3 protein-coding genes are annotated in these 2859 nt (G+C 34.4%); all 3 read right to left on the bottom strand.

Annotated features, from left to right (window positions below; translation table 11 throughout):
- Positions 1 to 159: 159 nt before the first annotated feature.
- Positions 160 to 1512 (bottom strand): glucose-6-phosphate isomerase, encoded by a 1353-nt coding sequence (locus tag ACSVDA_RS24685; protein ID WP_485887064.1) that lies wholly within the window; start codon positions 1510 to 1512, stop codon positions 160 to 162.
- A 515-nt stretch (positions 1513 to 2027) separates the two neighbouring features.
- Positions 2028 to 2297, bottom strand: coding sequence for a hypothetical protein (locus ACSVDA_RS24680; RefSeq protein ID WP_485887062.1), 270 nt, complete (start codon positions 2295 to 2297; stop codon positions 2028 to 2030).
- Positions 2298 to 2533: 236 nt separating this feature from the next.
- The coding region (locus ACSVDA_RS24675; RefSeq protein WP_485887060.1) for a hypothetical protein at positions 2534 to 2859 on the bottom strand (326 nt) is incomplete at its 5' end.

Here is a 2859-nt window from a genome sequence, read left to right as displayed (position 1 = left end):
CTATAATATTTATAGATATCAATGGAACTTAAAGAAGATGACTCCTGTTCAATACAGAAATCATCTCCTTAAAGTAGCATAGTCTTTTTTTAAATGTCCTTTACAAAGGGTACATATTATTATCCCCTCAAGCTTTATTTATTATATTGCATTGATTTTTTAATCATTTAGTCGCTTTTCTAGCTCAGCCTTCTTCTCTTCGAAACCAGGCTTTCCTAATAGTGCAAACATGTTTACTTTGTATGCTTCAACACCTGGTTGATCAAATGGATTTACACCTAATAAATATCCACTCATGGCGCAAGCTTTTTCAAAGAAGTATACTAAATAACCGAATGAATACTCATTAAGTTCTGGGATTGAAACCGTTAAATTTGGTACTCCCCCATCTGTGTGAGCCAGCATCGTACCTTCAAATGCCTTTTTATTAACGAAATCTACTGTTTTACCAGCAAGATAGTTTAAGCCATCTAAATCACTACTTGCCTCTTCAATCGTTAATTCATGACGAGGTTTCTCCACATGAAGGATCGTTTCAAATAAATCACGACGACCTTCTTGGACATATTGTCCTAATGAATGTAAATCAGTAGAGAAGTTTGCTGATGAAGGGAAAATCCCTTTTTGATCCTTCCCTTCACTTTCACCAAACAACTGCTTCCACCATTCAGCAAAGTATTGAAGTGATGGTTCATAATTTATTAACATTTCTATTGTTTTACCTTTATTGTAAAGAACATTCCGAACAACTGCATATTGATAAGCACCGTTCTCTTCTAACTCTGAGTTAGAAAATTCGTTGCTAGCATCTTGAGCTCCTCGCATCATTTCTTCAATATTAGCACCACTAACTGCGATTGGTAATAATCCAACAGCAGTTAGTACTGAATAGCGACCACCTACGTCATCAGGAATGATAAATGATTCATATCCTTCTTCAGTAGCCAGTGTTTTCAACGCACCTCTAGCTTGGTCGGTAGTAGCATAAATTCGTTTTCTTGCCTCGTCAATTCCATATTTTTCTTCAAGCATTTTTCGGAAAATACGGAAAGCAATAGCTGGCTCAGTTGTTGTACCAGATTTTGAAATGACATTAATAGAGAAATCTTTGCCCTCTAATACGTCCATCACATCTTTCATATACGACGAGCTAATATTATTACCTACAAAAATAATTTGTGGTGTAGTTCTTTGCTCTTTTGATAGCGATGAATAAAACGAATGGTTTAACATATCAATGGCAGCTCGTGCACCTAAATATGATCCACCGATTCCGATGACTAACAATATTTCAGAATCACTTTTAATTTTTTCTGCGCTTTTTTGAATGCGTGAGAATTCTTCTTTATTATAATCTGTAGGTAAATCAACCCACCCTAAAAAATCATTTCCTGCACCAGTTTTTTCATGCAATGAATGATGAGCTACTTTTACCGCATCACGTAAATATGTAATTTCATGTTCTGAAAAAAACGATAATGCTTTTGAATAATCAAACTTAATATAAGACATCTTGTTAACCTCCAAACTGAATAATAAATCTTTATAAATACCACTTTAGCGAAAGGCTGTGAGTAAATCAAGAACACCACCCTTATGTAAGCGTCTCCAAAACAAAATATTTTATGACAATATAGAAAAGCGGAAGCGACTTGGTCATCCCCGACAAGCACTGGAGCCTTTTCACTTGAAGGCGCTTTTTGCCTTTGGGTGAAATGGTGAAGTGACTCGAGGGGATAAGAGCTGGAGCTGGACAAATAGAAAAGTGGAGCCGACTGTTTAACCTCGACAAGCGTTGGAACATTTTCAACTGAAGACGCTTTTTGCCTTCTGGTAAAATGTTAAGTGACTCGAGGGGAGTAGATGCTGAAGCTAGATAAACGCAAATAATATGTTAATCACTCGATTTGTTATAAAGGTTTAAGTTCTTTTAACTTTACAAATAGTAACCGATGGAAACTCCCGCCTCCTTCTCCATATATTAAGCTAAATGAGTTTCTCGATCATTAGTAAAACCCTTTCACCATCTATTCTTCTAATTGCTTCTCTTTTTTAATAAAACGGCTCATAATTATAAATATCAGCCAACATATGATTACGATAATACCCGATAACATTCCTGTACCTAATATCACCCATCCACCAACTATTGTTAGCAAGCATAAATGAATTGCAAGTACAATATTTGCAATAATTAGAGGGTAGGTTAATTTTCTTCTCGTTTCAAAATTTTCCGAAATGAAATACAACCCAAGAACAAAAAGAATAATTGGCAGTGCATAAATGAAAAACTCCATATTTTCCCTCCTAACACATATGAGTAATTTTTTAATTTACAGCTATTTTATAACGAGCTCCTACGATAGTTATTGTTTAAAGAAGAAAACATTACAAATGCTCTAGTTGTATACATGTTTATGTCTTTTCCAACATTTAATGAGAGGAAAGCTCAAGAAAGCTCATTCTAATACACCTACCTAATTAACCTTACCATAATATTACATTTTTTTGTCAATTAAGATAATATAAAAGCTCAAATTACCATAGATGTATAAGGATCGTACAAAAGTAACAGCTCTTTTCGTAAACTTTGTTGTTTATTCACCTGTATTTTAGTAACTGATATGTATAATATGATTGTTATAGCCTCTAGAGAAGATAAGATACCACGAACGTTAGCAACTAACGTGAGCTTATATCTAAGACGAACTGCAACAATTAATGCAAAAACAGCCAATATAAAGAGGCTGGGACAAAACCCAACTCTGATATGAAAAAGCCGGTGAAATTTTACGACGAGTAAAATTTCACCGGCTTTGATTATTTTTGAATTAAAATAAGGACCACTTCTGATAAAAT

Source organism: Cytobacillus sp. Hm23 (assembly GCF_051842895.1).
In the GTDB taxonomy this organism is placed as follows: Bacteria; Bacillota; Bacilli; order Bacillales; family SM2101; genus Nanhaiella.
The sequence above is the reverse complement of the archived record's forward strand: the minus strand, read 5'-3'. Positions and strand labels throughout refer to the sequence as shown.

Coding starts and splice junctions, on each gene's coding strand:
- ACSVDA_RS24685 (WP_485887064.1), bottom strand. CDS start 1,512: ATGTCTTATATTAAGTTTGATTATTCAAAAGCATTATCGTTTTTTTCA.
- ACSVDA_RS24680 (WP_485887062.1), bottom strand. CDS start 2,297: ATGGAGTTTTTCATTTATGCACTGCCAATTATTCTTTTTGTTCTTGGG.